Source organism: Methanosarcina sp., from assembly GCF_028693135.1.
Taxonomy (GTDB): Archaea; Halobacteriota; Methanosarcinia; order Methanosarcinales; family Methanosarcinaceae; genus Methanosarcina.
In genome coordinates, this window is the sequence record NZ_JAQUVZ010000003.1 from 21,383 (window position 1) to 46,344 (window position 24,962).

Genomic DNA, 24,962 nt, shown 5'->3' on the forward strand with positions numbered 1-24,962 from the left:
AGTAGTTCATGTTTTTTATTATGTATCAACTGCATATTTAATTTTCTTTTTAAAACTTAAGACTTTATATAATACTGATATTGTTATATAGAAAGGGGAACGATAAAGACTTAGAATCTTTGTTACCTACAAAAAGATACGCTTTAATATATTTTGAAAGCGTTGAGTCTTACAAAGATTATTTTGAATATCTAGTGGGGGAGGAATCAGTATTGAAGAGAAGGAGCAGGACAGATATTGCAGTAGATATTTTAAGAGTGGCGATGAACGGGGCAAAGAAAACACATATCGTTTATGAGGTAAATCTTAACTTTAACATTGCTCAGAAATATCTGGAAATGTTGAAAGAGAAAGAGCTTATCAAGCACGAAAACGGTGTTTTCATCACGACTGATAAAGGAAAAGTTTTTCAGGAAATGGCTAAAGAGCTTAAACTTTAACATTTTTCCTTTTTCTCTTTAGATTTTTTACTTTGTGTTCATATGCTTTCTTTTTATTTTTTCTATTTTCTGTCTATCCGGTTTTTCTGTCTATTCTATTTTCTGTCTATCCGGTTTTTGATCTTCCTCAATCTATTAAATATATCTCCACCCATTTTTTACCAAAGACTGAGTGACGAGCCCCTCCGAGAAAATAAAAGAGGAATCATGGCTTCAGAAGGAAGCCGGCAGTCAGGCAATAAAGCCATAACAAGGCTTAGTTAAGTAATAATCCTTCTGAACATTTATGCGCCCCCGTATATATAACGGCATTTGGAAACATATACACTATGGCGATGAAGGCACTTTTTTTGAACTGTACACTTAAAAAATCACCTCAGGTATCGAATACCCGTGCTCTTATTGACAGGGCTGGGATTATTTTTAAAGAACTTGGTGTTGAAAGTGAAGTCATAAGACTTGTTGACTACAATATAGCTTTCGGGGTTTCTTCAGATGAAGGGAACGGAGACGAATGGCCCTTCATACTTGAAAAAATAAAAGCCTGTGAGATCCTGATTATAGCATCTCCCATCTGGTTTGGCGTACGCTCTTCGGTGGCCCAGCTGGTCCTCGAAAGGCTGGACGGGACGTATATGGATGGGAATCCCGTAACAGGGCAGTATCCTCTTTATGGGAAGGTGGCAGGGGTTATAGTCACCGGTAATGAAGATGGGGCGCACAATGTTGCTGCAACCACACTCTTCAACCTGACCCATCTCGGATGTACTGTGCCTCCCAATGTTGACTGTTATTGGGTTGGTGATGCAGGTCCGGGGCCAAGTTACATCGAAGCCGGAGGGGAAAAGCACCTTTATACGAATCGGACAGTCAGATACATGGCACATAATCTTGTGTACTTCGCAAAGCTTCTCAAAGAAAACCCTATTCCTACCAACCTGAAAAAGCTTGATGAGGAGGCAAAGAGGGTAAGTGACTGAAGCCAAAACAGCCTTAATATCCATATATAATCCTTAAATGTCCCCCGGTTGGACTTAATATCTGCATTCATTACTTACTATCAAAACACAACAATTTATATGCACATATTACGTTTATTTATTCAAAAGTTGTATGTTTTTTTTTCAGGATAATATTTTTCTAATGGAAAAGAAGGGGATTATTTGATTGAGGGGGATAAATCGATTGTAAAACTTAAGGTTGCAGAAGCCGATCAACGGGATGTCGGAAAAGGAATTATCCGAATTGACGAAAGATTCAGGGAGATACTGGGCCTGAAACCCTTTGATGTAGTGGAGATAAGAGGTGGAAAATCTACTTCTGCCCTTATAGGCCGTCCTTATCCCAGTGATGCCGGGCTTGATATTGTCCGTATGGACGGACTTATCCGTACCAATGCAAAGACAAGCATAGGGGAATATGTGGAAATCCGGAAAGCCGAATGGAAAGAAGCAAAGCATGTTACCCTGTCTCCCGTTACGAGGGGTATGCAGATCTTTGCTCCCAGTGAGACGCTCAGTGCGGTCTTCATGAACCGTACGGTTTCAAAAGGAGACTTTATCTCCACCACCAGCTTAAGGAAGTCCAGGGATAGAGATACTTCTAACAAGGGGCTCATGTTCGATGACTTTTTCCAGGACTTTTTCGGGCAGGGCTTTGGCCCCTCCTTCGGGCTTGGGGAAATCAAGCTGCAGGTCGTCTCTACATCCCCGACGGGGATCGTAAAGATCACGGACATGACAGAAATCGAACTCCTGCCAGAAGCCGTGGAAATTCCACCTGAACAGATAATTCCTACTGTTATGTACGAAGATCTGGGTGGGCTCAAAGACGCCATTACAAAAGTCAGGGAAATGATAGAACTCCCCCTGAAACATCCTGAACTTTTTGACCGGCTTGGGATTGACGCCCCTAAAGGGGTGCTGCTCCACGGCCCTCCCGGAACGGGCAAGACCATGCTTGCAAAAGCAGTTGCAAATGAGTCCGATGCTTATTTCATATCCATCAACGGCCCGGAAATAATGTCCAAATACTACGGAGAATCTGAAAAAGCGATCCGTGATATATTCGATGAGGCTGAAAAGAATGCCCCTGCAATTATCTTTCTGGATGAGATCGATTCCATTGCCCCAAAAAGAGCAGAGGTCACAGGGGAAGTAGAGAGAAGGGTGGTTGCCCAGCTTCTTTCCCTCATGGATGGCTTAAAAAGCCGCAAGAACGTGATCGTAATAGGCGCAACAAACCGCCCCGAAGCCCTGGACCTTGCACTGCGCCGCCCAGGCAGGTTTGACAGGGAAATAGAACTTCGGGTTCCTGACACCGAAGGCAGGCTTGAGATTTTCCAGATCCATACCAGGGGGATGCCTCTTACCGAGGATGTAAACCTGAGGGACCTCGCCCAGATTACCTATGGGTTTGTGGGAGCTGACATTGCGGCACTTTGTCGGGAAGCTGCCATGAGTGCTCTTCGGCGTATCCTCCCTAAGCTCAATCTGAAAGAACCCCAGATCCCAAAAGAACTCCTGGATACCCTGCAGGTCACAAGAGCAGACTTCGAAGAGGCCATGAAAGAAGTCCAGCCTTCAGCCATTCGGGAAATCCTTATTGAGATTCCCAATGTCAGCTGGGACGATGTGGGAGGCTTAGAAGATGTAAAATGCCTCTTAAAAGAAGCCGTGGAATGGCCGCTTAAAAACCCTGAGTCTTACAGGGACATAGGAGTGGAAGCTCCAAAAGGCGTTCTCCTCTACGGGCCTCCGGGCACTGGAAAGACCCTTCTTGCAAAAGCTATTGCCCATGAATCCGATGCCAATTTCATCACAGCCAAAGGAAGCGACCTCCTCTCCAAGTGGTACGGGGAGTCCGAAAAGAGGATTGCCGAGGTCTTCATGCGGGCAAGGCAGGTTGCTCCTTCCATTGTTTTTCTGGATGAACTTGATTCTCTTGCTCCCATCCGTGGGATCTCCGCAGGAGAGCCACAGGTTACAGCCCGGATCCTTAATCAGCTCCTTTCCGAAATGGACGGGCTCGAAGAGCTCCGGGGTGTGGTGGTGATTGGTGCAACCAACCGTCCTGATATCATAGACCCGGCCCTGATCCGTCCAGGGCGCTTTGATGAACTTATCCTTGTGCCTATCCCGGATAAAGGGGCCCGGAGGGAAATCCTCAAGGTCCATACAAAGAAGATGGCTCTTGCAGAGGATGTGGATATCGAAGAACTTGTTGACCTGACTGACCAGTACACAGGTGCAGATCTCGCAGCCATATGCAAAAAGGCAGGAAGGTATGCCCTGCGCGAAGAACTCCATGCAAAAAACGTCAAACAGAAACATTTCCTTAAAGCGATTGCAGATACAGGGCCTTCAGTTACTCCAGATACCATGAAATATTATGAAGCTATTAAAGGCGAACTGAGGACCAAGAAGTCCAAGGAAATAGAAAACCCCTCTTATATCTAAAAACGAAAATATAATATATTTATTTTTAGCCTGCCTTCCGCCTTTTTAGGCGCATAAATTCAATTTTTCCATAATATCTTTTTGCTTCTTTGTAAGTTCCGTAAAGATTGCTTCTCCATTTTCCAGATCTATCTTTTTGATTTTTTCAAGCTCCATAAGTAAACTCTCTACTGTATAGTTCTTGAGGATCTCTGTTTCTTTCATCATATTTAGAAGCCGCATTCTAATTTAGAAGCCGCATTCTAATTATGAGTCCAATGAAACAGACAAATATGAAGCCTTTTGTTGCCGGATCTCTCTGTGTATTGAGTGGAAGTGATTGAATGTCATTCTTCATTGATTTGAATCCTTTTTCAATAATATCTCTTTCTCTGTATACAGTAAGGCATTCCGTCCAGTCACGTTCCCCTTTATAAAAAAGTAAAAACTTTCCCATCCTGTTTATTCTCTGAGAAACTGCATTTTTCTTGATCGGGATCTTGAAATGGTCATCTCTTTGTTTCCATGAATAGAAGCTTGCCATATCCCTTGCTCTCTCTTTGAAAACTTCTCCTGCTTTTTTCCATCCTGGAATCGCTGTTTCTTCAATTTTTTCCATCATATCATAACTACGATATCATAAGACAAGACATGCACAATTTAATTTATAAGAAGGGGCGAAATGGGCACTGAAATGTATTAAATAAAAAAATAAGTTCAGATTTATTGGAGGGGGTCGAAATGAGAGTTATAATAAATAATGTAATATATAATTTAGATAATATATTAAGAAATAGATCACAGTAAATATTTTCAAAGAATTACTCCACGACCCTGCCCTTACTATGCATGCAAATTCTGTAACTCAAAAGCAAAAAAGACAAACTTATGACAAAAAATCGGATTTAAAGGAAGCAGCATAAAAAAAGACAACCGAGGAATAACATGAGAAAACATTCAGTAATCATCACTCTCATTGCGGTGATGATTATCATCATCTCGTTTTCCGGTTGCACGACGCAGAAGGATGCGGGAGAAACGAAATCGACATCTCCGCAACAGACCACTACCGAGCTCTCGTATCCCATCGTCGATACCGGTCAGGTAACATACTACGACAATGAGAATGTGATCACCGACCCGGAGGAAGGTAAGGCTTTCTACGGTCAGGACGCACAATATTCGGGTAACCAGCCAGCCTACATCCTCAGCAGTGACGGGCTTACGGTCTATGATGAAGTCACCGGGCTGACGTGGCAGCAGTCTCCCGACACCAACGGTGATGGCGAAATCCTTGCGAACGATAAACTCACATTGTCCGAAGCACAGGAACTTCCTGTCAAACTCAATGCCGAAAACTATGGAGGATACAGCGACTGGCGCCTCCCGACAATCAAGGAACAATATTCGCTGATACTATTCAACGGAACTGACCCAAGCGGAGAGACTGGTAATTCAGACCTGAATCCATTTATTGACACGAATTATTTTAGTTTCGCATATGGAGATACAGATTCAGGCGAGCGTATCATTGACTCGCAGTACGCATCAGAAACCCTGTATGTATATGAGGACAGCTTACTCTTCGGAGTGAATTTTGCCGATGGCAGAATAAAAGGCTATGGTCTGACCATGCCCGGACCAACAGGAGACATTCCATCCGAAGGTATGCAAGAACAGAATGGACAGATTCCACCGATGAACGGAATGCCAGAACAGAACGGTACTCAGATTAACGGGCCTTCCGGCGGCACCGATAAGACATTTTTTGTCACCTGCGTAAGAGGCAACCCTGATTACGGTGTAAACGACTTTTCAGACAACGGTGACGGGACCATCAATGATAGCTCCACCGGCCTTACTTGGTCTCAGTCAGACAGCGGCACCGGTATGAACTGGGAGGAGGCACTTGCCTGGGTTCAGACAAAGAACGAGGAAAACTACCTCGGGTATAGCGATTGGCGTCTCCCGAACGTAAAAGAATTGCAGAGTATCGTTGACTACTCACGTTCACCTGACACCTCAGACTCTGCTGCAATCGATCCGGTATTTGAATGCACCGCGATCACGAACGAAGCGGGTGAGACAGATTATCCCTACTACTGGTCAGGCACCACACATGCGGCATCGAACGGAAAAGGCAGCTTTGCATCCTATGTCTCCTTTGGCAGAGCAATGGGATATATGGAAGGCGAATGGCAGGATGTGCACGGCGCAGGAGCACAGAAGAGCGATCCAAAAGCAGGTGACACATCAGATTATCCCGAAGGCAATGGCCCGCAGGGAGATGCCATCAGGATCGATAACTATGTCCGTCTGGTACGTGGCGGCGATGTAAGCATTAACTGAATAAAAAAAGCAATAGAGGAATAACATGAAGAAAAATTTATTAAAAATTGCCCTTGTTGCATTGATGGTCATCGCTATCTCATTTTCCGGCTGCACGGAGCAGACGGATACACAGGAGACGGATGCACAGGAAATTGAATCGCCAGCTCAGGAGGAGGTCGCCACTGGTATAACGTATCCCCTCGTTGACACCGGCCAGACTGCCTGTTATGACGATGACGGAAACGAAATCGACTGTCCTGAATCAGGTGAAGCATTTTATGGTCAGGATGCCCAGTTTGAAGGCAATCTTTACAGCTACACCGACAACGGCGACGGAACGGTAACAGACGAAGTTACAGGGCTGATATGGCAGCAGACTCCAGCCAGTGGCAGCTTAAACTGGGAAGAAGCTAATGAATATTGCGAATCCCTGGAACTGGCCGGATATGACGACTGGCGCATGCCCACTTTGAAGGAACTGTATTCCATCAGTGACTTTTCTCAGGGATGGCCTTATCTGGACACAGCCTATTTTGATCTGGCTGGCAAAGACGTGAGCAAAGATGAACAATACTGGGCTGCTGACTATTATGCTGGCACGACGGTGGAAGGCAGATCGGAAGCGGCTTTTGGTGTGAATCATGGAACAGGCCACATCAAGGCGTATCCTGCAACCGTTTCAGGCCCCATGGGAAACTATGTACGCGCAGTTCGAGGCAATTCATACGGTATTAATGATTTCGAGGCAAATGGGGACGGTACGGTCACTGACCAAGCCACCGGTTTGATGTGGCAGCAGGCAGATAGTGGTATTGGCATGGACTGGGAAGCGGCTCTGGCCTATGCTGAGAATTCTACGCTGGCAGGCTACGATGATTGGCGCTTGCCCAATGTGAGGGAGCTTCAGAGCATCGTTGATTATACCCACTCCCCCAGTGCCGAAGATGAATCAAATATAGGCCCTGCAATTGATACTGATTTCTTTGAAATCACCGAAATTGCTCCCGGCACGACAAACTACAACCCGGATTACGGATATTACTGGACAAGTACCAGCGCTTATTTCAACCCGGGTGACCCAGAGTATTATTATGCCTGGTATGTGGCTTTCGGAACTGCAACTGATAATAACGGCAGTGACATGCACGGCGCCGGAGGTGTTCGGTTTGACACAAAATACGAAGGCGGTGCATTGGGCGAAGGCGGCGAACGATATTATAACTATGTCCGCCTTGTGCGAGGATGAAAAACGGTTATACCACTTTTCAAACCCGTAACCTTAGCAGGCTCCACAATATAGTCACGCCTGCAATTGTTGCAATAAAAACCACGTAGTTGCATTATTTTTTCTCGTGACTATATTATCTTTATATTTTTATATTTTTGTCTTTTTGCCTTTTTTTCGAGAAAGTCCTGTTATTTATATTAATTCTCCGAATAATTGCTTATGGTTTCTGAGAATGAAAGCGCCGACCCTTTCAGGGAACTCGGATGGAGCGACATCGAAGAATGGGCCGGCTCAAAAACCACATCAAAGGGAGAGGATTACCAGCGTTCAGGCAGGGTTGAGGAAATAAGATGCACCCCGGAAGGTAGCCTCCTTGCAATGGTGCGAGGGAGAAAGGAGTATTTCACGGAAGTGACCCTGGTAAACGGGACGCTGAGCTCCATATGCACCTGCCCTGTTGGAGGGGATTGCAAGCACGGAGTTGCAACTGTCCTGGAGTATCTTAACCTCATGCAACACGGAATAAAAGTCCCTCTACTTTCCGAGAACGACCCGCTCCTCCTGAGAGCCAGGAAAATGCACGAGGGGCCCGAAACTTTTGAAAGCCTCAAAACCGGGAAAAGCTCCCGTCCGCCCCTGCGCGAATGGCTCGACGGGCTTGAAAAAGCCGAACTGATAGACATCCTGGTGGAGTTTTCGGTAAAAAGCCCCTCTCTTGGCATCTACCTCCGGGACAGGCAGGACCTCGAAACGGAAAATGTCGGGGGGATTGTCAGGGGTATCGACTCCGAACTGGAGAGGCTCTGGGAAGAAGCGGAGAGTTACGACCCCTGGGGTTATGGAAGTGGAATTCCCGATTTTTCAAACGTGCAAGCCCGGATGGAAAGCCTGCTCGATACAGGCCGGTATGATGAGCTCCTGAATATCGGAAAAAAGATCATGAACCGCGTTGAAGATATTATGGAGTATGACCAGGAAGGGGAAATAGCAATGGAAATTTCCGGCTGCATGAATATTGTATTCGAAGCCCTGGCCGGGTCCCCTCGCCTGGCCCATGAAAGGATGCTCGAAGCCTTTGAACTTGAAATGAAAGACGACTACGAGATCACCGGCGGACACGGCTTCTGGGGGGAGGACTTTTCCAGGGAGGACTGGAAAAATTTTGCCGAAATCCTGAAAACCCGGCTGCGTGAAATTGACGAAGGGCAGTTCCCTGAATATTCAGCCTGGGACCGGAAGCTGTTGGTTGACCGGCTGATCCAGGCCCTGCAAAAAGCAGGTCTTTTTGAAGAAGCCATCCCCATATGCGAACACGAAGCAGAAAAGACGGACAGTTATGAACGGCTGGTAGGGTTACTGCTCGAAGCGGGCCGGAAAGAAAAGGCTGTAGAATGGATTTTCAGGGGGGTCAGGAAAACTCAGACAGAAAAGCCCTGGACGGCTCACGAACTCCGCCAGAGCCTCTTTCAAATCAAAGAAGAAGAAGGAGACCTCCTGTTTGCAGCCGCTCTTCAGGCAGAGGAGTTCTTCAGGGAACCGAAATTACCTTCCTACCTCGAAATGCGGGAAGCGGCCGAAAAAGCCGGGGTCTGGCAGGAAGTCAGGGAAACAGTTCACGGATACCTTGAAAAAGGAGAACTGCCAGCAGTCAGGGGCAAAAAGAAAGAAGAGACCTCGGTACTTCCCGGAATTCTCCCGGCAACAGGGCTGCTGGAACCCGGCTCATTCAAGGAGATTAAACCTCCTGTTCTTGACCTGCTGATCAAAATAGCTATAGAAGAAAAAGCTCCGGATGAGGTGCTCAGGTGGTACGAAGAACTTAAAAAAGGAGGGGATGAGGAAAGAAGATACGGAAATTACATCGACGAAAACCAAATTGCAAATGCCATAGGCATGAAATATCCCGACATCGCGATCGGAATATGGAAAAAACTTGCAGAGGAACTTATTTCCAGAACAAAAGTGGATGCTTACCGGGAAGCTGCCGTACACCTCCGGAAAATCAAAGAGACCATGGAAACCGGGAGACAAAAAGGAAAATGGAAAGTATATCTTTGCGGAATCAGGGATGAAAATAAACGCAAAAAGAGGCTTATTGAGATCCTTGATAAGCTGGAAACTGACCGGATTATCGAGGGGTGATTATCGAAGATTGAAACCCTGTATTAAATACTATCCAGAGAAATACCAGACCATAAAAACCCGCACCGGGGCGCGAACGGACCCAGTTGCTTACAGCGGGGGGTGCAGCAAAACTAAGATTCAATTCTCTTCACTTTCTCCATTAATTGTGACCATAATCTCCTTGAAACTTGCCAGTGAAGCCTCCATATTCTCGATAATCTCATTTGCAAGAATATCGGGGTCCGGAAGGTTGTCCAGGTCAGCTAGGCTTTTGTCTTTGAGCCAGAAGATGTCCAGGTTCGTTTTATCCCTTGCTACGATTTCGTCATAGCTGAATTTACGGAACCTGCCTTCGGGAGATTCTTCACTCCAGGTCTCTGTACGAATGTGGCGGTTTTCAGGGTTGTAGCATTTAATAAAGTCTTCCAGATCTGAAAACTTCATAGGGTTCTTTTTCAATGTGTGATGCACATTTGTGCGGTAATCGTAGATCCACACTTCTTTTGTCCAGGGCTCTTTTGCTGCGGGTTTTGCTTCAAAGAAAAGCACGTTTGCCTTTACACCATTTGCATAGAAGATGCCTGTCGGAAGGCGCAGGATTGTGTGCAGGTCGGTGGTTTCAAGAAGTTTTTTGCGGATAGTCTCTCCGGCTCCGCCTTCGAACAGGACATTGTCGGGCAATACCACTGCTGCTTGCCCGCCGGTTTTGAGAATTGTATGGATGTGCTGCACAAAGTTGAGCTGCTTGTTGCTTGTGGTTGTCCAGAAGTCCTGCCGGTTGTAAGTGAGGTCTTCTTTTTCCTGCTCGCCTTCTTCGTTGGTGAAGGTCATACTGCTCTTTTTCCCAAAGGGTGGGTTGGTGAGGATGTAATCGTAACGGTAACCGGGGTCGGCTATGAGAGCATCGGAATTGGAGATCATAGGCTCCCCGTCGATTTCCCCGATGTTGTGCAGGAACATGTTCATCAGGGCAAGCCGTCTGGTCCCTGCAACGATCTCGTTCCCGCCAAAGGTTTTGTTTTTCAGGAAGCGGCTCTGTTCGCGGTCAAGCTGGTGGTGTGAGGTAAGGAAGTCGTAGGCTGCTAAAAAGAACCCGCCTGTACCACAGCAGGGGTCTCCGATTGTTTTCATGGGTCCGGGCTGGAGGCACTGAACCATTGCTCTGATGAGCGGCCTGGGGGTGAAGTACTGGCCGGCTCCACTTTTTGTATCTTCTGCATTCTTCTGCAGGAGCCCTTCGTAGATCTCTCCTTTGGTGTCAACACCCATCATGACCCAGCTTTCCTTTTCGATCATATCAATGACCTTGTACAGCATGGCGGGGTCGCTGACCTTGTTCTGAGCTTTGAGGAAGATCTGCCCGAGCATCCCCGGCTTTTTCCCCAGCTCTTCTAACAGCTTCTTGTAGTGAATATCGAGTTCTGCTCCCCGCTGCTGTTTCAAATTATCCCAGGTGTATTCCTCCGGGATGCCAATATCCCTGTTATACGGCGGTTTCCTGTACTCTTCAGCCATTTTCAGGAATATGAGGTAGGTCAACTGTTCCAGATAATCGCCATAGCTCACGCCCCCGTCCCTCAGGACGTTGCAGAAGCTCCAGACTTTGGAAACGATGGATGAGGTGTTTTCAGACATGGTTTGAATCCTTGAGATAAGAGTAATATTTTTGTTTTGAGCTATTTGGTTTGTCAGGGATGGTCATATGGAGAATACCATTCTCTAAAAGTGGCTTTAATATGTGTTTTCGGAAATGTTCTCGATGTGTTAATTGCAAGTGTTCCATAATTTCGCTGGCTGTTTTAGGTTCCTTACAAAATTCGATAATTATCTCCTGTTTATCGACTTGCGTGGTGACTTGCGCGGTGACTTGCGCGGTGACTTGCGCGGTGACTTGCGCGGTAGCCTGGGGGGTAACAGGAACAATGATCTTAAAAACGTCTCCTTCAAGAAGCTGCGGGTCAGCTCCACCGGAATAAATCCGTGTGTAGTTGTAGAGATTCCTGACACCTGAGCCTAACTCATCCGCCCTTCCGATCTCTTTGAAAAAGCGAGCAATTACCGGATTTTTAGGGTATGGTGTGAAATTGGAAGGATTTATTCTGCCATGTCCATGTGGGCGGTTCGCATTTTCCGCAACAACCTGATCAGTTTCAATTATGAATCTTGCAGGAAAACCGTTTATGTATTCCCTGTGGATGAGCATATTTGCAACAACTTCTCTGAAAATATGATCTCTCAGGCTGATTCTCTGATCCTTTTCCAGATAGAAAGGGTCTGGCAGATGTTTTGCAACAAAAGCCATGAGCCTGTCATAACTTTCGATAAGGTTGGTTCGGATGTCATCCCTGTCGTCATACCGGTCAAGGTTTATTCTGCGAAGGATAGCATCGGTTTTGAAATGGGGCAGTACGCTCTGGATAACTTCATCCTTGCCCAGCAAAAGAATAGCAGCAAGAGTATAACCTTCTTTGCCGGTCTGGTAATCATGTTGATACAAACGGGCACTGCTTAAAAGCTCCTCATCATTCATTGTTGCCCAGGGATGATTTGGGTTCTCGGCACGGACCATTTTCCGTACTCTCTGGATAAGGTCGCTCCTGAGGTCTTCCAGTCTGACATAGGGATAAATGCGGTTCTCTGAAAATGAGCTCTGTTTTCGAATATAGAGGTGAGCCACAGCATCAGGATGATTGGTAACATCCAGGTCCCCATCTTCATTTCTATCAAATATTTTTCCTTTACAGCGGTGAACCTGTGAACTTTCAGGAATATTGAGATAGAGAAGGATTTTTCCTTCAATGTTTACAGTCTCCGGCAATATGTACAAAGGAGGATTGATAATTTGCGGGTTATTCAGCGCAGTAACAAGATCCTTTTTGATCTGTGGCAGAGCATCTTTATCAATTCCTGTGATATTCCCGTTGTCATCAACTCCAAGAACAATATGTCCTCCATTGCGATTTAGAAAAGCACAGACTGTCTCGTACACATCACGGTTTATCTGAGTTTTGCACTCCTTAAATTCCACGGTAAGACCTTCGCCGTCCCGGATGATGCTCTTCAATTGCTCAGAGATCATGATCTACCCTTCTTGCCGCTGGCTGTCTTTTCCGCTCTTATTCTCTCCAACAGAACCTCCGCCGACTCCCAATCCTCTGCCCCTCGAACCTCTGCCAGCTCTCTTTCATTAAGCAACTTCCCCTCAAACGCTTTTTTCAAAATACTCTGCCGCAGTGCTTCGGCTTTTTCCAGATTCTCTTTGATATCCTGCTCTATCTTATCGCAGACTGAAAGTCGTTTTTCGATCTCCTGAACGATGGCTTGTTGTTCGGGAAGGAAACAGAGAGGGATATTTAAAATTCTAACTTTTTGAATTCCAAAAGCTGCTTGTGTGGTAGCTTTTGAGCCTTGTAAAAATTGTTTTTCAACAATTTGACTTTTTGACAAATAAAACATGTATTTCTTTAGACAATAATGGTCATTTGATTTAATCAGAACAACATTTGCAGATAGGGTATAAAATCTTCTGATTGGAATTAAAAATGGCTTCCCAATAGTTCCAATTTTTCCAATGATAAAATCTCCCTCGTCTATAGAATATCTTTCCAAGTGCTCTTCTAAGACAGTTGGAGATACTTTTCGGGCTTTATTATAATCAAACTCACCAGTTTCTTTATCAATGTCGCCAACACCAACATATGGAATTCCATTTTCAAATATTGGGGGAGTTCTGTGACTTGGTTGGGGGTCGATAGCGTTGCCAACATCTTCTAACCTCACCCAACACCATTCCTTCGGAATTTTTGGTAATAGGATCAGTTCATTTTCAGTGAAAGGTTTTACAGGTTTCACCTTGGTAGCCTTCACAGCTTTTTCTCTCTCGCTGTAAATCTGCTCCAGCAAATCTCCTGCATCCGGCAGATCTGTCTGCTGCTCCCGCCATTTTTTGGTAAGCTCTCCTTCAAAAGCTTTCTTCAGCACCGCCTGCCTGTAAACCTTGAGCTGTTCCTGTGCCAGTTTAATGTTGGCAATGCCGTTGTCCAGTTCGCTGAAGAGAAGCTCGATTTTTGAGACTATGGCGCGTTGTTCGGGGAGTGGGGGGAGATTTATATTCAAATTATAAGCGTCATTTCTATTTAATCCCGGAATTGCTGTTGATTTATCAAGTTGACTTAGAACAAGGGATTTCAATAAAAAAAATGAAAACATAAAATCCAAATATTCAGGTACCTTTACAAAATAAGTTGTATCAATGGGCCATAGGTTTTTTTTTTCAAATGCTACTTCTCCAGCAGCTCCCTTTCTTCCAACGATGATGGCAGGACCTTCAATTAAATATTCGTCATGAAAACCAACAATTCCATTAGAACCGTAAACAGGATAGTTACCGATTTCATTTCTTTGTTTTTTGGTGAGACCTTTGCCATACTCGAATTCAAACAGATCTCCTAATTTGCAGTTAAATCGTTCTTCCATTTTTAAGCCGCCAGAGCCTCATTTAATTCTGTATTCGTACTTTTATCCCAACCTTCACCCAACTTTTCTCCGAACATTTTTTTATTTTGAAGTACTTTTAAGATGTCAGTTGATTAAATAATTGTCTACTTGTCTATTTCAGGGATGTAATCAAAATTTAAACCAAACCGGGGATGAGTGGGATTGCGAATGTTAATCTTTATTCTGACAATCTTTATTATTTTTAGTGGATGCGTTGAAGAAAATAATCTCACTCAATCAAATGAGTCAGCATATCAAGGGCAAGCAAATATAACGCCGGAAAATCTTTCCTCAACAACCCTGTCATCCGAAGAGAAAAATATCCCTGAAATCGAAGTGACATCCTTTTCAAGCATTTATATGCACGATAATTCAGAAAACGTATTAAATTACCTGTTTAGCTGGGATAATGTCCCGGGTAACGAAAGTAATAATCTCAGCAAATACCTCATGAATGATCTGGGGATTGATTGGGTAAGTAACGCGCAGATCGTTAAAACCGATGACAATAATACTATCCGTGTTTTTACTTCCAACAATTCTCTGGAGTTAAAGCTTGCAGACGATAAAAATACGGTTTTAATAACTCCCAATGACATTCGATTAAAAGTAAAAGAGGAAGATGGTAAGCTTTGCATATACAGAGTTAAAGAATACCGTGGTTCAAGTGATCCCACAGAAAGCAAGTTCGGATATAATCTCAATGAAAAGTATTACGCGGTATATGACCTTTCAATAAAGAATAATGGTTCAAAGAACCTCGATTTTAAATTAAACGAACTTCATGTACGTGATGGTAATCGTACATTTAATACTACAAATCTGGACCCTTACGGTTTTTATGAGAGATCACATCTGGAGGTGCTTTCAAGCCTCAAAGAAGAAAATAAAATTGAAAGTATGACTCTATCTCCCGGACAAACTATAAACGGATCTGTGGTTTTTCAGGTTAATTCGCTGTACAATGAATCGTTTTTACTGATGTATAACGAAACTCTTATTTCCTCAGCCTCTTTAGAAAAAAGTATTGAAGCTTTAAAAGTTGCCGAACACTTCAATTACTCAACGGTGTTTGGCATACCGCCTTATTCTGAAGACACTTCTGACTTTAATAGTGAAGGGGCTCCATTATTTTGCAGCTGGGCAAACAGAAGTGTATTTGAATTCTTCAATAAGGCAGATTCGGAGAACGTGATGAAACCTTCTCCCTACTCTCCCGATGGAATAAGCTGGACCAAAATTGTCTTTGCATTGGAAGTCAAACCTGAAAGAAACATAACAACGCTTCCAGTAAAAAATAGGGACTCACATACATACAGTCTTCTTGTTGTTGATGATGCCGGAGAGGAACTAATTAACACACACGAGATTGAAAAAATAGCATTTCTAAGAAATGGAACCTATCAGCACTATTCCAGAAATGATCAAGATTTTCCACAGATGAATTTAACTAACCACACATTCGTTAGAACTTCATTTGAACGTACTTATGGCACTCATATGAATGTTTACGTTTCGATTGATAACCAGAATCTTATACTGGACGATGACCTGAATGCAATTCTGGTAAGATATAGTGACGGAGGTTACCATTTCGTTTAATTGCAGGATCTTATACTTGATGATGAACTGAATAATCTCGAGTTTATAATAGCTTTCCTGAGTGCTACATCCGGAATATCGGGAATCTCTTCCCGCTGCAATTTCTCAATCTTGTATTGCATGTTTGTGTGCCGTTTGACGAAAAGAATGGCATAAAACAGCTTTATCATTTTTCAGCTCATCAAAACGAACCCGACCTTCTTTCTGGAAAAACTCGATAATCTCATTGCGGGTAAGTTTCTGGGAATTTGCTCCGTTTCGAATAATTATGATCCGTACAACGTCATTCGCTTAATCATGTCGTTTTTGTCACGCTCGACGCAGGAGAGCGGCTTTCAGACAAAAAATAAGACAAAAGACCCGAAAGAATAGCCATAAAGTAAAAGTGAAGTAAAAAATCTGGGGGTGAAGTCAAAACAGGATTAAAATATACCTGAAAAACACTCTTTTCCACGTCTGTTTTTATTAATTTTTACTGGAGATTTCAACCTCCGGTTTCTTTCTTCTCTTATTATCTTTCTTCTCTTATTATCTTTCTTCTTTTTTCTACTTTTTTTACAGGGCCGCCAGACAAGCTGGCGGATGCGTCCGATATTTACCTGTGAATTAAAAAGCGGTTTCCGGGGTCCAGGGAAGTATTCTTCGGGCCAGGAAGGAATTTCACTATAATTCTCGTATTCTCTTAATGCCAGCAGGAATTCTCCTGTTATTTGTTTTTACGGGAGGATGGGATGGTTTCAGCCCTGTAAGGCGCAGAAGATAAAAAAGATTTCATATCGGGATATTCTGAATAATACCAGCCGATTAAGCAGGAACCACCATTCTGTTCACTTTGTCTCAAAACAGCATCATGATTTTGCCTGTTAAACATCAGGAATGAAAAGCTGAGAAAAGCAGTAAAAGGAATGAAAAGCTGAGAAAAGCAGTAAAAGAGGAGAAAACAATATCTGTACGCTTTAGCGTTGATTAAAAGAGTTAGTAAGGTATTCACAAGGTTTGACATGCATCAATGAAGTTTGTTACGGGATCGGTTTTTAAGCCGTCCTGAATTTGCTCCATTTGATAGCTTACGCGTCAATGAAGTTTGTTACGGGATCAGGTTTTAATCTGTCCTGAATGTGCTCCATCTCGCAGTTTACACGTCAATGAAGTTTATTACGGGGTCAGGTTTCAATCTGTCCTTAATTTGCTCCATCTCGCAGTTTAAGCGTCAAAGAAGTAAATTTCTGGATCGGTTTTCAAGCCGTCCTTAATTTGCTCCATCTTGAAGCTTACGCGTCAATGAAGTTTATTACGGGTCAGGTTTTAATCTGTCCTGAATTTGCTCCATTTTTCAGCCTTACGCGTCAATGAAGTTTATTATGGGATCAGGTTTCAATCTGTCCTTAATTTGCTCCATCTCGCAGTTTACGCCTCAATGAAGTAGATTTCTGGATCGGTTTTTAAGCCGCCCTGAATTTGCTCCATCTTGAAGCTTACGCGTCAATGAAGTTTATTACGGGATCAGGTTTTAATCTGTCCTGAAGGATCAGGTTTTAATCTGTCCTTAATTTGCCCTATTTTAGAGCTTTACGCGTTAATGAAGTTTATTACGGGATCAGGTTTCAATCTGTCCTTAATTTGCTCCATCTCGCAGTTTAAGCATCAACGAAGTAGATTTCGGGATCGGTTTTCAAGCCGCCCTGAATTTGCTCCATCTTGAAGCTTACGCGTCAATGAAGTAGATTTCTGGATCAGGTTTTAATCTGTCCTTAATTTGCTTCATTTTACAGCTTACTACCTTGTGAACAATATATACTATGTAAGTAATGGTATAAAATACTGTCGGTGATATTACTAAGAGTAATTTAACAGGTTCATTTTTTGCAAATTCTGCCTTGTGAATCCCCATTCATGCACTCTTTTGATTACAGGTGTACATTAAGTACTTCACTAATTTTACTTTTCTTAATTGAGTTTATTGAATAATGGTTAATCACAGTTGCGCTGGCTCACCTCGCTGCAAGCAACGGGGGTATTCGACTGAAATAAATTATCCAATGGAAAAGGGCATATTCACAAAAATAGTAAGGTTTCCGAGAACCTCAAGTCTTTCCCGTATTCTTCGGTAAGAAAATCGGATCGGAAACAACAATTTTCATATCATCACCCGAAAATGAGCTTTTAAATTTCCCAGTAAGGATGAAGATTATACTGTTCATACACTTTAGCCAAATCGTTATGATTTAAAGTCCAAACATCTTCATCCAGGCCTTCTGCCGTTTCGAATGCTCCCTTATCCACTTTAAGGATATAATCTCCTCGACTTGCGCTAAGAGCTCCCCAGGGAATGGCAAAGAATTTACACCTCATACCAAGAAAACAATCACAAGCAAACACTACGTATGCGATTCTTCCCCATTCAGAGTCAATCATGACTTCTTTAATCTTTCCGAGTTCTTCGTCGTTAACAGTGAGGATCTTAGATCCTTTTATTTCAGTTGCCGGCACAAAAGTCATGTTCCTTGCAACTTGCGTTTCTTCAGCTACTCCCATACACCTCAACTCCTAATATATTATTTACTTATTGTCTTTATTTATCTCTTCCAAAAGTACAGAGAAGCATTCCATGCTCTCAGCCTGCTCTTTCTCCATTCCAGACTTAAGCATATTGTCACAATCTTTAATCGTTTGGAAAAGAGATGTGACTGTCAGCTTCTTACAGTAAACTACCCCATTAATAATAACAATTCATTGATAATATACATTCCTTGCGCACTTGAGATCGTGTCCATCATTACTGAAAACGGTGAGAAAAAGAAAGTTTATGAGTTTCCCCGAAATGCTAGTTTTCATCACAGTTTCACCCCACTTTTCACCCCACTTTTCACCCCACTTTTCACCCCACTTTTCACCCCACTTTTCACCCCGCTTTCTCCCAACTTATCTCCCAACCTGTTCTCCGCTTTTATGATCAATTTTCCACCGCAAGATGCTTATTTTTTTGCTTTTATCCGATTATTTTCTCCCAACTTTTCTCCCAACTTTTCACCCCACTTTTCACCCCACTTTTCACCCCAGTTTTCTCCGAACTTTTCTCCTAACTTTTCTCCTAACTTATCTCCTAACTTATCTCCTAACTTATCTTCGACCCTATCTTCGGGTATTTCTCTTAATTGTTCTCCGAATCTTATTTCGTGCTTTTACCCGGGATTTTACCCAGTTTTTCACCAAACTTTTTACCAAACTTTTCATCGGCTATCACCCAACTTTTCACCCAAAATATTCATCTCTTCCATTATCTTCACGCCGTCAGTGCCTCATTCAATTCACTGAGAACCATATTCATCTCGTCCCCGAAAAGCTGGTACATTCTGCCGCGCCCGCCGAGAGCATCAAAGGGAGTGTAATCAAGGTCGTCTATTTCCAGATGGAAGCTGTTAGCCACATAATCTTTTATCAATCGGAGCCAGTTCATCTGATCATCGTTGAATTTCAGGGTCCCTGCCTGTTTTTTAAATACCCAGTCCTGGAAGTTCCGGTTAACGGTCTGGTCGTAGGAGGTCAGCACAGAGTCGATTTCGGTTATCCTGCGGATCAGGGAAACCAGGGCTGTGAGTTCTTTTTTCGGGGAATTTCCATTCACCTTTTCCAGCTGCTCGTAAGCCTGCCATACCCTGAAGGGAGCGAAATAAGGCTTTTCAAGTTTCAGTTTATCCAGCACTTCTGTTATCATCGTAAAGGTAACTTCCCTGCGCTGGTAGGGCTGGTTATAGAAAATTTTCAGGGCTGCGATCTCGTCTTTGTTAGCTTCCATATATGCCTTAAAGTCACTGACCAGCTCATCCGCCTTTGCCACAGCGTCTTTGTCCCATTCGGCTCTGTTAAGGGTGTCAATGTTCACGGTATCGATTATCTGCTCATGGACTCTGCGGACATTTTCGATATAATCGTTCAGCTCTCCGGAAAAAGTGGATCTGGCAACATCAATCAGATTTTCCTGTGCCTTTTTCTTTGCATCGGCTTCCTGAATTTCCGGCTGGTGCTGTTTAATCTCAGAAGCTCCGGAATCAATGATATCAGGGTTATATGCACTGAGCAGGTCCTTAACAGTCTGATTGATAGTTTTTCCCTTCGCTTTCTCGGCAAAAGTAGCTCTTTCGTCCTCACTTATCTGCCGGTTCAGCCTTGCAAGCCGATTAGCCAGGGAAACATACAGGTCTTCGTCCTGAGCACCAAAAGTTACTGCTGCCAGCAGGTCTTTCAGTGAACTATTCCTCTTGCGTTCCAGTGGCCGGCTGTCAGTCTTTAAGGTTTTTGTAACGCCAACGGCATCCACAATTACAAAATGCGTCTTAGCCGAAACAGCCGATTCCGTCACCTTTTTCAGGTCATCGAAGCCCAGGGTCCGTGTACCCCGTCCCTTCATCTGTTCAAAATAATTCAGGCTCTTAACATCCCTCATAAACAGCAGGCATTCCAGCGGCTTAACATCCGTGCCCGTGGCAATCATATCCACCGTAACCGCTATTCTGGGATTGTAAGCGTTGCGGAAATCGGCCAGCACTGATTTGGGGTCTTCTTCCGCTTTGTAGGTCACTTTCTTGCAAAAGGCATTGCCTTCGTTGAATTCTTCCCGCAGTATATTGATAATATCATCGGCATGGCTATCGTTCTTGGCAAAGATCAGGGTTTTTGGAACTTCCTCTCTGCCAGGGAAGATCTCAGGTAAATTTTCCTTAAATGCCCGTATCACATTTCTTATCTGGCTGGGATTGACCACATCCCTGTCCAGCTTTTTGGAAGTATAGGTGAAATCTTCGTCTAGTTGTTCCCAGCGTTTTTTACGGGTCAGTTTTTCCCGCTTGTCCACGAACTCCTGAGCAGGTATCTTACCCCCGTTTTTGCTAATTTCAGTATCGATGATGTACACATCATAGCCCACATTTACGCCGTCTGCCACAGCTTCTTCATGGCTGTACTCGCTCACCACATTCTCATTGAAAAATCCGAAAGTGCGTTTATCCGGCGTAGCCGTTAGACCTATCAAAAAAGCATCGAAATAGTCCAGAACCTGCTGCCACACGTTGTATATGGAGCGGTGGCACTCATCTATGACTACAAAATCAAACTCTTCAATGGGGATCTTCTCATTATACACTACAGGAAGCGGTTCCTTTTGCCATCCTCTCTCGGCAGGGTTCTCTTCCTCGAGATTTTCGTCCAGCTCCTCGCCCTTCAAAATAGAGTAAAGCCGCTGGATCGTGGAAATACACACCTGGCTGTCCGAGGATATATAACTGGAACGCAGGCGCTGCACATTGTAAAGCTCGGTAAATTTGCGGTTATCATCATTGGGCACATAAGCCATGAATTCCTGCTCTGCCTGCTCGCCAAGGTTCCTGGTATCAACAAGGAATAGCACTTTTTTGGCATCCGCAAATTTTAGTAACCTGTAGATGAAGGTTATAGCAGTATAGGTTTTTCCTGAACCTGTTGCCATCTGGACCAGAGCCCTCGGGCGGTTGTCCTTAAAAGATCTTTCAAGGTTTGAAATTGCTATTATCTGGCAATCCCATAACCTTTCGGGAGGCAATTCAGGGATATCAAGTAACCTTTCCCTCAAAGGCTTCTTTCTGAGCCATTCCTCAAAAGTCTCAGGTCGGAGAAAAGAAAAAACAGGTTTTGACCTGGGCTTCGGGTCACGGAAGTCTGTGAAGCGTGTAAGTTCCCCGGTACTCTCGTAAACAAAAGGAAGTGGGTCATTGTTCAGGTACTTTAGCTTGCTTGCAGCATAGTCGGCTGATTGTTCCTCAACAATGGTTAATCGGTGTCCTTCTTCGTCCCTTTTCGCCTCAATAATTCCAACGGGTCTTTTGTCAACAAAGAGTACATAATCAGCCGGTCCCACATCGGTCTGATATTCCTTAACCGCAATGCCTCTGGAAGCGCTCCAATCGATCCTGCTCTTTTCCTGCACTATCCAGCCAGAATCATTTAATTTTCGATCGATGTCATTTCTGGCTTTCTGCTCCGGGGTCTGGTTATTACTCATCTGTCTTTACCCGTTGAATGTTTTTTATCCATTAAAATTCATTTTCATCCTTCTGTGCCTGGATTGGAGTGTCGAGGCTGGCACTCTCTTATATTCTTATTATAATCCAAATTAGAGATTCACAATTAATTCAAATATTTTTCTATATTAACTAAAACTAGAACTTTATTGCTATGGCCTGCTAATTCTGCTAATGATACTCTGCCCCATAATTTATAATTTTGTTTTTACAGATATTCAAGGTATAACCGGCTCTTAATTGCTCTTCGCTGTTTTGAAATGATTGAAAATAATTGCCCGGTTGAAAAGTGATCACACCAAAGAAATAAATCTCAGTTTTGAATGCGACTTTCACCGATAAATGTTTCTAAATTTATGCATGCTATCTCCCCGATTTTGGAAATAGATGTAAATCACCTACTCGAAAACGTGGAGAGCCAAAAAAAAGCAGATGAAAGGGATGCGATTCGAGTCCACGAATTCCTTCGAAAAAGGATCTTTTATATACTCATCCATTTGTATTGGTTAAGAATTTGCGAATCTTAAAAATAACTGCTGAAATCATCCATTCCACTTAATTTAGATTTATAGGTTTACAGAAGGGTGATTCTAAAGTAACCATTATATTGGTTGTGGAATAGTTTACTGTAAATCTGAATCACAAAAATCCCTTTATGTTTTTCAAAATACAACGAATATGTTTATCTCCGCAGGCGGGAAGACCCCCTTCCTCAAAAATCTGAACCGTCAGGTGAAGATTTTATGGTGTGGCAGTTCACCAGACAAGATCAAAAATCCACTCTCAAGAGATTTTCAAGGCTGAAATTTTTAATTAAAAGAGGGGTAAAATGAATCAAAAACATCTTAGATACATACGGCAAAACAGGAAAAAAATAGGAATTTCCATTGTAATTCTTATTTCCCTGATTGCACTGGGAATATTCATTCTTTATGCTACACAATCCAACTATTCTCTTATCCCATTAAATAAGATTGTGTATGTAACTGGCGATGGAAGTGGAAACTTCAACTGTGACGGGAGTGATGATCAGGTAGAGATAAATCAAGCTCTTGCATACGTTGCAGAAAATCGACAGTATTCAACTGTTCATTTAAAAGGTCCAAATATATACGATATCTCTGACAGTATTTTGATTGGAAGCAAAACAGTCCTTGAGGGGGATTCTACAGCCGTAATTAAACTTAAAGACGAAGCAGGCTGGCAAAGTGGGAAGCCGCTGATAACTCAAATGGACAGTGCCGGAATCCGTAGAGTCACTATAAGAGGATTTGAAATCAACGGAGATCATGACCATAATCAGGACAAAAAGAAAGGGGAAGGATATTACAATATGATCTCTTTCCTCAATGCCAGAGACATTCAAGTTCATGATATGTACCTGCATGATGGGCATGGAGACGGGCTGAAAGTAGAGAAAGGGTCCAACATTCAATTTTACAATAACAAAGTGTACAAATTGGGGCATGACGGTCTTTACGCCATTGAATGCCAGAATATAGAGGCCTGGGACAACACAATAACTTGCAGGACTAATAGCGGTCTTAGAATATGGAACTCAAACCACATAAAATTCCATGATAATGTGATCGACTCTTTTTTCGATTGGAGCGCAGGAGGCCCTGGAATCCTTATCGAGAAATCAACAGGTATAGTGAACGATGTAGAGATATACAATAATACTATCCATAACACTTATGGGCCTGGAATCTGGCTGATAGGTTATGGAGAATCTTATCCCAGGAAAGAGGCACGGAATGTCCACATTCATCATAATACCTTTTACGACACCGGTACGAACCCCGGTATTGACTGGGTAGGAGGTATTGTGACCAGTGGGTTTTACGATACTCTCATTGAGAATAACGTATTTGACGGTATATATCATGCTGCTATTATCAATATGTACCCTTCAGTTTCTACAGGCACAAGCGATACCGTTGACCTTTCACCTCAAGGTACAGGATACACAACGATTATCCGCAACAATATAATTGTAAATACCCAAAAACGCACAAAAGACCCTGATGGGACAGGATACGCAGTGATCAATTATCTCCCTGAAACACATACCTTTGTGCTGGATAATAACTGTTTGTATAATAATGTGGGTGGAAATTATAAAAATGCAAACTCAACCACTGACATATATGTAGCTCCTCTCTTTACAGACCTTGGTTCACATGATTACCATCTCAAATCAAATTCTCCCTGCGTCGCTGCCGGGAATCCATCTTAAATTCTTCAAAAAATACTGGAGAAAATGGTAACCAGATAAAGTGTCAAGGGTGGTGAATAATTCCCTTCTCTGAATATGGGGGGATACAATTTACCTCAAAAAGGTAGGATGCGAGAAGTGCGATTCGAATGCACGAGAACGCACGAGAACGCACGAGAACGCACGAATTCCTACGAGAATAGGTCTTCAACCTATCACCTTTGACCTGGCTTCTTGCCGCAACTCAAAAGAAATGTAAATAGAACCAGAGAAATTTAACGACAATAAGAACCTTAAAAAATTAACCTAATAAAATAACCTAAAAAAAATGAGAAAATTCTAATAAGTTCAATGCGAGGGAAGGGAGTCGAACCCTTGAACCCCTGCGGGAATGGATCTTGAGCCCATCGCCTTTAACCACTCGGCAACCCTCGCACAATTGATTTTATTTATTGTCTAAATATTATCTAGTTTTCCTGATTATATCTTGACTCTGTCACTGTTGACCGTTTGGATATTCTCGCGCTTTTCGGAATCCAAATAGGTAAAGTTATAACTAACATATAAAGCTAATCCTGTAACTAAGCTAATCCTGCTAATTTTTGAGTCAGGGGGATGTTTTGCACATATTTTTTCTCATTTCCGGTTTCAGACATCCCAGCTTCATGTTCAGGTTTAGAGACCTTCAGGTTTTCCTCATGAACTGTTTACATGGACCCAGTCGAGGTACTCCTTTTCCCCTTCAATTTCCCAGAATTCGATCGCAGGCAGGTCGTACGTATGAAGGATTTTCACGACTTCGATGATTTCATCAAGGCGTGAAGAGTCGGTTTTAACAAGTAGAACTATCTCGTTCTGCTCCTCTATCTTTTCATTCCATCTGTAGATTGAAGATATCGGAAACATGTTTACGCAGGCTGCAAGCCTTCTTGAAACCAGCTCTCTTGCGATTTCTGATGCATTCTTCATATCTCCTGCAGTAATGTACGCGATCCCAAGCATGTAACAGGCACCTAATACAAAGTTATTATA

16 protein-coding genes and 1 tRNA gene are annotated in these 24,962 nt (G+C 43.2%); 8 read left to right on the forward strand and 9 right to left on the reverse strand.

Annotated elements, in window-relative coordinates; all coding sequences use genetic code 11:
• Window positions 1-80: 80 nt before the first annotated feature.
• The 3 genes from PHF18_RS02160 to PHF18_RS02170 all read left to right on the forward strand — a co-directional run bounded on the left by PHF18_RS02160 (window position 81) and on the right by PHF18_RS02170 (window position 3,898).
• Window positions 81-440: a winged helix-turn-helix domain-containing protein gene (locus PHF18_RS02160; protein ID WP_300097693.1), complete on the forward strand. Its 360-nt coding sequence runs from the start codon at window positions 81-83 to the stop codon at window positions 438-440.
• Window positions 441-769: 329 nt separating this feature from the next.
• Entirely contained in the window at window positions 770-1,420 is a 651-nt protein-coding gene (locus PHF18_RS02165) for a flavodoxin family protein (protein WP_367279126.1), read from the forward strand.
• A 183-nt stretch (window positions 1,421-1,603) separates the two neighbouring features.
• Entirely contained in the window at window positions 1,604-3,898 is a 2,295-nt protein-coding gene (locus PHF18_RS02170; protein ID WP_300097695.1) for a CDC48 family AAA ATPase, read from the forward strand.
• 45 nt (window positions 3,899-3,943) lie between these two features.
• On the opposite strand, the gene PHF18_RS02175 is transcribed toward PHF18_RS02170, so the two are convergent.
• Together PHF18_RS02175 and PHF18_RS02180 are read right to left on the reverse strand one after the other, a co-directional pair.
• Complete coding sequence (locus tag PHF18_RS02175; RefSeq protein WP_300097697.1) at window positions 3,944-4,105, reverse strand: hypothetical protein; 162 nt, start codon at window positions 4,103-4,105, stop codon at window positions 3,944-3,946.
• 16 nt (window positions 4,106-4,121) lie between these two features.
• Window positions 4,122-4,499 carry a hypothetical protein gene (locus PHF18_RS02180; RefSeq protein ID WP_300097698.1) on the reverse strand — a complete coding sequence of 126 codons (378 nt, stop codon included), beginning with the start codon at window positions 4,497-4,499 and terminating at the stop codon, window positions 4,122-4,124.
• A 362-nt stretch (window positions 4,500-4,861) separates the two neighbouring features.
• Here PHF18_RS02180 and PHF18_RS02185 point away from each other — a divergent pair, with 362 nt between their 5' ends.
• The 3 genes from PHF18_RS02185 (at window position 4,862) to PHF18_RS02195 (ending at window position 9,578) form a co-directional block, all read left to right on the forward strand.
• A complete protein-coding gene (locus PHF18_RS02185) occupies window positions 4,862-6,226 on the forward strand; it encodes a DUF1566 domain-containing protein (RefSeq protein ID WP_300098002.1) in 1,365 nt (454 codons plus the stop codon).
• Window positions 6,227-6,251: 25 nt separating this feature from the next.
• Window positions 6,252-7,454, forward strand: coding sequence for a DUF1566 domain-containing protein (locus tag PHF18_RS02190; protein ID WP_300097700.1), 1,203 nt, complete (start codon window positions 6,252-6,254; stop codon window positions 7,452-7,454).
• A 201-nt stretch (window positions 7,455-7,655) separates the two neighbouring features.
• Complete coding sequence (locus PHF18_RS02195) at window positions 7,656-9,578, forward strand: SWIM zinc finger domain-containing protein (RefSeq protein ID WP_300097703.1); 1,923 nt, start codon at window positions 7,656-7,658, stop codon at window positions 9,576-9,578.
• Between the two features lie 120 nt (window positions 9,579-9,698).
• On the opposite strand, the gene PHF18_RS02200 is transcribed toward PHF18_RS02195, so the two are convergent.
• From PHF18_RS02200 to PHF18_RS02210, 3 genes are read right to left on the reverse strand one after another with little or no spacing between them, the layout of a single operon-like run.
• Complete coding sequence (locus tag PHF18_RS02200; RefSeq protein WP_300097706.1) at window positions 9,699-11,195, reverse strand: class I SAM-dependent DNA methyltransferase; 1,497 nt, start codon at window positions 11,193-11,195, stop codon at window positions 9,699-9,701.
• Complete coding sequence (locus PHF18_RS02205; RefSeq protein WP_300097709.1) at window positions 11,188-12,639, reverse strand: RNA-binding domain-containing protein; 1,452 nt, start codon at window positions 12,637-12,639, stop codon at window positions 11,188-11,190. Before PHF18_RS02205 ends, PHF18_RS02200 begins: the two co-directional genes overlap by 8 nt.
• Window positions 12,636-14,036, reverse strand: coding sequence for a restriction endonuclease subunit S (locus PHF18_RS02210; RefSeq protein WP_300097712.1), 1,401 nt, complete (start codon window positions 14,034-14,036; stop codon window positions 12,636-12,638). The genes PHF18_RS02205 and PHF18_RS02210 overlap by 4 nt, the downstream gene beginning before the upstream one ends.
• 189 nt (window positions 14,037-14,225) lie before the next feature.
• Here PHF18_RS02210 and PHF18_RS02215 point away from each other — a divergent pair, with 189 nt between their 5' ends.
• Window positions 14,226-15,659, forward strand: a complete 1,434-nt coding sequence (locus PHF18_RS02215) for a hypothetical protein (protein ID WP_300097715.1) — start codon at window positions 14,226-14,228, stop codon at window positions 15,657-15,659.
• 2,163 nt (window positions 15,660-17,822) lie between these two features.
• Here the strand turns inward: PHF18_RS02215 and PHF18_RS02220 are convergent.
• Together PHF18_RS02220 and PHF18_RS02225 are read right to left on the reverse strand one after the other, a co-directional pair.
• Window positions 17,823-18,194 (reverse strand): PRC-barrel domain-containing protein, encoded by a 372-nt coding sequence (locus PHF18_RS02220; RefSeq protein WP_300097718.1) that lies wholly within the window; start codon window positions 18,192-18,194, stop codon window positions 17,823-17,825.
• 748 nt (window positions 18,195-18,942) lie between these two features.
• A complete protein-coding gene (locus PHF18_RS02225) occupies window positions 18,943-21,693 on the reverse strand; it encodes a DEAD/DEAH box helicase family protein (RefSeq protein ID WP_300097721.1) in 2,751 nt (916 codons plus the stop codon).
• Window positions 21,694-22,541: 848 nt separating this feature from the next.
• Here PHF18_RS02225 and PHF18_RS02230 point away from each other — a divergent pair.
• Window positions 22,542-23,951, forward strand: coding sequence for a right-handed parallel beta-helix repeat-containing protein (locus PHF18_RS02230; RefSeq protein WP_300097724.1), 1,410 nt, complete (start codon window positions 22,542-22,544; stop codon window positions 23,949-23,951).
• A gap of 331 nt (window positions 23,952-24,282) precedes the next feature.
• On the opposite strand, the gene PHF18_RS02235 is transcribed toward PHF18_RS02230, so the two are convergent.
• Window positions 24,283-24,365: transfer RNA gene (locus PHF18_RS02235), tRNA-Leu, on the reverse strand.
• Between the two features lie 261 nt (window positions 24,366-24,626).
• A complete protein-coding gene (gene cutA / locus PHF18_RS02240; RefSeq protein WP_300097727.1) occupies window positions 24,627-24,932 on the reverse strand; it encodes a divalent-cation tolerance protein CutA in 306 nt (101 codons plus the stop codon).
• Window positions 24,933-24,962: the final 30 nt, after the last annotated feature.

Coding starts and splice junctions, on each gene's coding strand:
- PHF18_RS02220 (WP_300097718.1), bottom strand. CDS start 18,194: ATGGGAGTAGCTGAAGAAACGCAAGTTGCAAGGAACATGACTTTTGTG.
- PHF18_RS02200 (WP_300097706.1), bottom strand. CDS start 11,195: ATGTCTGAAAACACCTCATCCATCGTTTCCAAAGTCTGGAGCTTCTGC.
- PHF18_RS02225 (WP_300097721.1), bottom strand. CDS start 21,693: ATGAGTAATAACCAGACCCCGGAGCAGAAAGCCAGAAATGACATCGAT.
- PHF18_RS02195 (WP_300097703.1), top strand. CDS start 7,656: ATGGTTTCTGAGAATGAAAGCGCCGACCCTTTCAGGGAACTCGGATGG.
- cutA (WP_300097727.1), bottom strand. CDS start 24,932: ATGCTTGGGATCGCGTACATTACTGCAGGAGATATGAAGAATGCATCA.
- PHF18_RS02215 (WP_300097715.1), top strand. CDS start 14,226: ATGTTAATCTTTATTCTGACAATCTTTATTATTTTTAGTGGATGCGTT.
- PHF18_RS02165 (WP_367279126.1), top strand. CDS start 770: ATGGCGATGAAGGCACTTTTTTTGAACTGTACACTTAAAAAATCACCT.
- PHF18_RS02175 (WP_300097697.1), bottom strand. CDS start 4,105: ATGATGAAAGAAACAGAGATCCTCAAGAACTATACAGTAGAGAGTTTA.
- PHF18_RS02180 (WP_300097698.1), bottom strand. CDS start 4,499: ATGATGGAAAAAATTGAAGAAACAGCGATTCCAGGATGGAAAAAAGCA.
- PHF18_RS02185 (WP_300098002.1), top strand. CDS start 4,862: ATGATTATCATCATCTCGTTTTCCGGTTGCACGACGCAGAAGGATGCG.
- PHF18_RS02190 (WP_300097700.1), top strand. CDS start 6,252: ATGAAGAAAAATTTATTAAAAATTGCCCTTGTTGCATTGATGGTCATC.
- PHF18_RS02230 (WP_300097724.1), top strand. CDS start 22,542: ATGAATCAAAAACATCTTAGATACATACGGCAAAACAGGAAAAAAATA.
- PHF18_RS02210 (WP_300097712.1), bottom strand. CDS start 14,036: ATGGAAGAACGATTTAACTGCAAATTAGGAGATCTGTTTGAATTCGAG.
- PHF18_RS02205 (WP_300097709.1), bottom strand. CDS start 12,639: ATGATCTCTGAGCAATTGAAGAGCATCATCCGGGACGGCGAAGGTCTT.